The following is a 6,297-nucleotide window of genomic DNA, read 5'->3' on the forward strand; positions in this document are numbered from 1 at the left end:
ACTACTCGCTGTCTGGTATGATTTGCAGTTCTGCAACCACTTTGGCCAGAACCTCGTGCTGAGCTTCATCGATATCCACCTGGGCAAAGCGGTCAGAGACGGCACCGACAGACAGCTCCACCTCTTTGGTGACCTGACCGCGTCCACCAACTGGGCCGAACTGGGCAGTGTTGGTTGCGAAATAGATCGCGCTGCTTTCGCCGGTACGCAGGCGCGGCGGGTTTTCGGTGAGCGGCACGCTAAAGGTCTGTTCTGCTTCCATGATGGCCTCAAAAATCACGCTGCCATCGGCGGCCGTGACTTGAACCCATGAGGGGCGAATGGCCACCATCGTCAGGCGCGGCGCAAGATTTGCAACAACTTGGGGTGAGGTCGCCAACGCCTCATCCGGCTGATCTGCGGCAACACTGGCGTCAGCCAGCGAAATACTCGGGCGATCCGGAGTGACAAAATTGCCAAACTGGTTCGGGTTCAACGTGGAAATTGGTGCGTCGCGTGAGACAAGCACAGGAACGTCTAGCGCAGGTGGACGATAAAGGCGATCCAGCGCTTGCGCCGTGGGATCCTGCTCTTGTTCAGCATCCGCCAGCAACACGCCTTGCAGCGGGTCCAATTCGGACTGAACCGTCGGCACCTGCTCAACCGGTGCGAATTGAACCTGTTGGACCTCTTTCAAAACGGCCAAGGCACCATAGCCAATGCCGCCAATCAGCCCGATCAGCACAATCAATGATCCAACGGCGCGCGGGTCGATCTGGCTCAGGAAACTGCCGGTGGCCGGCGCAAAGGGTGTGCTGGGAGAGATAAAAGCATCGCCGCCCAAACCACCACCGGTCTGTACCGATACGTTTTTCGATTTGCGGCTGGAGGCATCGGCAGACATACCATGCGCCACTTCAAAGCCGCTCTCCTCGCAGAATTGGTCAAAAACAACCTCGGGATCCATGCTGAGGTAACGTGCATAAGAGCGCACATAACCGGCAATAAACCCAGGGGTGTCGAACACAGAAGGATCGGTGTTTTCGATGGCAGCAATATAGGAAGCTTTGATCCGCAGCTCGCGTTGGACGTCCAACAGGGACTTACCCATCGTGGCCCGCTCACCGCGCATAACATCACCGAGCTTCAACTCAAAGTCGTCAAAGCTCTTGGGAGAGGACACAGCCACTCCTGTCTTGGACCTGCGCTGCGTGAGGCGCCCAATCATCCTTGCTGTCCCATCTTAACCTGCCGCAATCGATGTGAGTTTTGGCAGAAGTCAACATTCCGACTCAGCCGCACTCATTCGTTGAGGTTAGAATAACACACTCAAAAGTTTTTTACACTGAACTGTATGCTACCCGGCAAGTTCGGCGCGATTTAGCGCACAATGTGACCATAGCTCGTCCATTGCGTGCACCAATTTGTCGACTTCGCCAGAGCCATGCACCGGAGAAGGGGTGAACCGCAGGCGTTCGGTGCCCCGTGGAACCGTCGGGAAATTGATCGGTTGCACGTAGATACCAAAGTCTTCCAACAAGCGATCGCTCAGAACTTTGGTATGCACAGGATTGCCAACAATGACCGGCACGATATGTGAGCCATGGTCGATGATGGGCAGCCCCAGACCTTTGAGACGCAGCTTCAAAACCTTGGCCATATCCTGATGCTGGGCACGCAGGGCCTGGTCTTCTTTCAAGAACGCAATCGACGCTGCTGCACCTGCCGCAATCGCTGGCGCAATGGAGGTGGTGAAGATAAAGCCCGGCGCGTATGAACGCACCGCGTCGCACATTTTCGCAGAGGCCGCGATATAGCCCCCCATGACGCCGTAAGCTTTGCCCAATGTGCCGTTGATAATGTCGATCCGGTGGGCAAGGTTATCGCGCTCGCTCACCCCGCCACCGCGCGGTCCATACAGACCCACGGCATGGACCTCATCGATATAGGTCAGCGCGCCAAATTCATCCGCCAGATCGCAGATCTCTTTGATCGGGCCGAAATCACCATCCATGGAATAGACGGATTCAAAAGCGATCAGCTTGGGCGTGCTTGGATCATCGGCCGCCAACAACTCGCGCAGGTGCTCCACATCATTGTGGCGGAACACACGTTTGGCACCGCCATTGCGGCGCACCCCTTCGATCATGGAGGCGTGGTTCAACGCGTCAGAATAGATGATCAGCCCGGGAAACAGTTTCGGCAACGTGGACAGCGTCGCGTCATTGGCAATATAGGCAGAGGTGAACAGCAGCGCCGCTTCTTTGCCGTGCAAGTTCGCCAGTTCCGCCTCAAGCGCGTTATGATACACGGTGGTGCCTGAGATATTGCGCGTGCCACCAGAGCCCGCACCGGTGGCGTCAATCGCTTCGTGCATGGCCTTCAAGACAACCGGATGCTGCCCCATGCCAAGGTAGTCATTGCCACACCACACTGTGATTTCTTGCTGGGAGCCATCGGCACGGGTGCGCATCGCATGCGGGAACTGACCATTGCGGCGTTCAATGTCAATAAATGTCCGGTACCGTCCTTCTTCGTGAAGGCGGTCGATCGCAGTGTCGAGTTGCGCGGTATAGTCCACGATAGTCTCCATCCATAATTGCGGCCTTTGGGGCAACCAATCCGCCTCTCTTTCTGGCGATCTGCAGCCCGTAATCAGTCTGCAAATGGTTTACAATCCCCAGGCTCCGCTGCCTTGATGCATGTCAAATAAGCATATAACGCACATACAGCAACAAACATGAGCATTCTGCACTGCGGTCAAACGTCTCAAAACCGACATATTAATCGTACGTTAATGATAGCGTGGATTTTGCCTAAAACATAGGCAAGTGTAACAGCTGCGCTGGCGTCCCTGCTGCACCGCTGATAGCGTCCGGGCAAAACAGAACGACCTTTAGGAGTCTCCCATGTCATTACCTCCCGTGCTTGAGAAAATCGACTCGGATCTGGACGCCGCCATGGAACGGTTGATGACCTTCCTGCGCATCCCTTCGATCTCGACCGACCCGGCCTACAAGCCAGAGGTGGATCGGGCCGCGGATTGGCTGGTGACGGATCTGAAATCCATCGGCATCGCGGCAGAAAAACGCCCGACGCCCGGCCACCCGATGGTCACCGGTCAAATCGGCGCAGACCTACCCGAGGGCACGCCCCATGTTCTGTTTTATGGACATTACGACGTCCAACCGGTTGACCCCCTTGATCTGTGGGACACACCGCCATTTGAACCCGAAATTCAGGACACCGCCCATGGCCCCGTGATCCGGGGACGTGGCTCATCAGACGACAAAGGGCAGTTGATGACCTTTGTCGAGGCCTGCCGCGCTTGGGCTGCGGTTCATGGCACCCTGCCCTGCCGCATCACCTTCTTTTTTGAAGGCGAAGAAGAGTCCGGCTCGCCGTCGCTGGTGCCCTTCCTCAAAGAACACGCGGATGAGCTGCAATCCGATCTGGCGCTGGTGTGTGACACATCTATGGTCGCACGCGGCGTGCCTTCTATTTCGTCGCAACTGCGTGGCATGGTGAAGGATGAATTCACCATTGTCGGCCCACGGATCGATCTGCATTCGGGCCATTACGGCGGCCCCGGCCTGAACCCGCTGCGCGAACTGTCCAAAATCGTCACCTCCTTTTATGACGATGAAACCGGAAAAGTCGCGGTAGACGGCTTCTATGAAGGTGTGCATGAGGTCCCCGAAGACCAGCTGCGCCAATGGCAAAACTGCGGCTTTGACGAAGGCGTATACCTCAGCGGTGTGGGATATACCCAAGCTCACGGGGAAAAGGACTACTCCACCCTCGAACAACAATGGGCGCGCCCAACGCTTGAGGTGAACGGGCTGTGGGGCGGCTACAATGGCGCGGGCTCCAAAACCGTGATCCCATCCGAGGCCCATTGCAAAATCACCTGCCGTCTGGTGGGCGACATGGACCCGGCCTCCTTGCGTGACAAGATCCGCAAACACGTGGAAGACCGGTTGAGCGTCGATGCAAAAGTTGTCTGGGACAATGATCTAGACGGCGCGCCTGCTTCTGTCATGAACCTTGATCGTCCCGAATTCGAAAAAGCCCGCGGTGCCCTGTCGGACGAATGGGAGCGTGAGGCGGTTTTTGCCGGGATGGGCGGCTCCATCCCAGTTGTGGGCTATTTCAAAACCGTTTTGGGATTGGATTCGATGTTGGTTGGTTTTGCCAATGAGGACGACGCCATCCATTCTCCGAACGAGAAATACGACGTCAAAAGCTTCCACAAGGGCATTCGCAGCTGGGCGCGTATTCTGGACGCGCTGTCACGCTAACGCGTCCCCCGTTGAAACATCATCAAGCCCCCGCCGCATCGGTGGGGGCTTTTGCGTTTACGCTTCGCCGTTTACAGGCCGCGGGCGCGCGTTTTCATCCAGCGCCACAAAGGTGAACACACCTTCTGTTACTGGTTTGCTGTCTTCCTGGTGGCGCGCACGGCTCCAGACCCGGACCTTGATCTTCATCGAGGTGCGACCGACTTTTTCCATCTCAGCATAAAGCGAGACTTCATCGCCCACCGACACCGGCTTGTGGAATTGGATCCCATCGACAAACACCGTTGACGCCCGCCCCTTGGAGTAACGTGCCGCAATTGTGCCCGCCGCAAGGTCCATCTGACTCATCAGCCAGCCACCAAAGATGTCGCCTGCCGGATTGGTGTCGGTTGGCATCGCAATCACGCGGATGGTGGGTTGTGTTTCCGGGGGCTGGACCACTTCGGTCATGTCGAGCTTCCTATTCTTTACATGCAGATACCCTGCATATTTCACGTCGTGCGACTTAACACTATCAACGGCTTACAAAGGGGAAGCAAAACAAAAACGGCCGCCTTTCGGGGCCGTTGCAAAGAAAAGTGGCGCGGTTGACGGGGCTCGAACCCGCGACCCCCGGCGTGACAGGCCGGTACTCTAACCAGCTGAGCTACAACCGCGCGTTATATTTTCCAGCCCCTTATCGAGGCAGACCCGTGACCCAAGGTGTGGGGAAAGTGGCGCGGTTGACGGGGCTCGAACCCGCGACCTCCGGCGTGACAGGCCGGCACTCTAACCAGCTGAGCTACAACCGCGCATCCTACTTTCGATCCCCATCCGGGGCGGCCCTGTAACCCTAGGGAGGGGCAGTGGCGCGGTTGACGGGGCTCGAACCCGCGACCCCCGGCGTGACAGGCCGGTACTCTAACCATCTGAGCTACAACCGCTTGCTACCACATTCAGCGTCGCCGCTGAACGTTGGGGTGTAATATTCTCAGCCCCTTGAGGCGTCAAGCGGTGAAATGGGTTTTTCGCTGATTTCGAAGCTTTTTTTATCGCAGCCGGGACAAGACCTTGACCACACACGAAAAACCGCGACACGCCAGCATAGCAGTCATGCCACTTCGCATCAACTGTACGTCGCTCGAGGCTGTGTGAGCACCAACTGCTGCCTAAACAATAGGTGAGTTCGGCAGATCCAGTTGAAGTGGCAATGACTGGTACAAGGACTACTATGGCCTTGCCAGAGGCCATTAACGAGCGCTAGAGCCTGGACTTAGTTTCAGACGCCTTTTCGGTGATTGCAGGCAATCACCGAAAGGATAACACAACGGCGCAGGTTCCGCGTTCTCGCCGTTGTCGATGATTTCACTCGCGAATGTTTCGCGCATGTGCCCGACACGTCGCGGTCAGACGTGCGACTGACACGCGAATTGGACGCGATCATTCAGGCCCGCAGCATGCCAAAGACAATTGTCAGTGACAACGGTACCGAGACAACCAGTCCAGTTGCTCTGCCCCCTGAAAACTGGATCGTTCGGAGCTGGAGTTTTCTGCCAAATTTTCCTGGCTGGGAGAGGAGCGGAAATACATGAAGGCATGAAAGTTCACGAAGGCGCAGAAGACGTTCATCCTGAAGCAGGGCAAGCGAGGGACCCCGGTCGCTGAGATCTGCCGCAAGGTTGGGATCCGCCAGACGACCTACTTTAACTGGAAGAAGAAGTACGGTGGCCTGCTGCCGGATGAGATGCGCCGCCTGAAGGCGCTGGAAGACGAGAACAAGCGGCTAAAAAAGATAGTGGCCGACCTCACCCTCGACCGCGAGATGTTGCAGGATGTCATCCGCCGAAAGCTCTGAAACCTAGCTGTTTGCGCGAGATTGTTATCGGGATGTGCGTCGACTGGGGCGTGTCGATCCGGAGGGCCTGTTGGGCCATCTGCTTTGACACGTCCGCCTACCATTTCAAGTCCCGGCGTACGGACCAGGCTGCCGTTGAGCGGCGAATCAAGGAAATTGCCTAGGTTCAGGCCTTCGGTAACG

Annotated in this window: 4 protein-coding genes, 3 tRNA genes and 2 pseudogenes; 3 read left to right on the forward strand and 6 right to left on the reverse strand. The window is 56.9% G+C overall.

The window, feature by feature from the left end:
- Window position 1: 1 nt before the first annotated feature.
- Window positions 2-1,207, reverse strand: coding sequence for a helix-turn-helix domain-containing protein (locus KMP13_RS20190; protein WP_215267832.1), 1,206 nt, complete (start codon window positions 1,205-1,207; stop codon window positions 2-4).
- Between the two features lie 129 nt (window positions 1,208-1,336).
- On the reverse strand, window positions 1,337-2,560 hold the full coding sequence (gene hemA, locus KMP13_RS20195; RefSeq protein WP_353055738.1) for a 5-aminolevulinate synthase: 1,224 nt from the start codon (window positions 2,558-2,560) through the stop codon (window positions 1,337-1,339).
- Window positions 2,561-2,888: 328 nt separating this feature from the next.
- Between hemA and KMP13_RS20200 the strand changes: the two genes are divergently transcribed.
- Window positions 2,889-4,280 carry a M20/M25/M40 family metallo-hydrolase gene (locus KMP13_RS20200; protein WP_215267834.1) on the forward strand — a complete coding sequence of 464 codons (1,392 nt, stop codon included), beginning with the start codon at window positions 2,889-2,891 and terminating at the stop codon, window positions 4,278-4,280.
- 57 nt (window positions 4,281-4,337) lie between these two features.
- Here the strand turns inward: KMP13_RS20200 and KMP13_RS20205 are convergent, their stop codons facing one another.
- The 4 genes from KMP13_RS20205 to KMP13_RS20220 form a co-directional block, all read right to left on the reverse strand.
- The gene (locus KMP13_RS20205; RefSeq protein ID WP_215267835.1) at window positions 4,338-4,730 is read right to left on the reverse strand and encodes an acyl-CoA thioesterase; all 393 of its coding nucleotides are present in this window, start codon (window positions 4,728-4,730) and stop codon (window positions 4,338-4,340) included.
- A gap of 129 nt (window positions 4,731-4,859) precedes the next feature.
- A tRNA-Asp gene (locus KMP13_RS20210) sits at window positions 4,860-4,936 on the reverse strand.
- A gap of 58 nt (window positions 4,937-4,994) precedes the next feature.
- A tRNA-Asp gene (locus tag KMP13_RS20215) sits at window positions 4,995-5,071 on the reverse strand.
- Between the two features lie 55 nt (window positions 5,072-5,126).
- Window positions 5,127-5,203, reverse strand: a tRNA-Asp gene (locus KMP13_RS20220).
- 272 nt (window positions 5,204-5,475) lie between these two features.
- Between KMP13_RS20220 and KMP13_RS20755 the strand changes: the two are divergent.
- Both KMP13_RS20755 and KMP13_RS20225 read left to right on the forward strand, forming a co-directional pair.
- Window positions 5,476-5,773 (forward strand): annotated as a pseudogene (locus KMP13_RS20755) (integrase catalytic domain-containing protein); the annotation flags it as partial.
- A gap of 113 nt (window positions 5,774-5,886) precedes the next feature.
- Window positions 5,887-6,272: pseudogene (locus tag KMP13_RS20225) on the forward strand (transposase); the annotation flags it as partial.
- Between the last annotated feature and the right edge of the window lie 25 nt (window positions 6,273-6,297).

It is taken from the genome of Epibacterium ulvae, assembly GCF_018678075.1.
Taxonomy (GTDB): Bacteria; Pseudomonadota; Alphaproteobacteria; order Rhodobacterales; family Rhodobacteraceae; genus Epibacterium; species Epibacterium ulvae_A.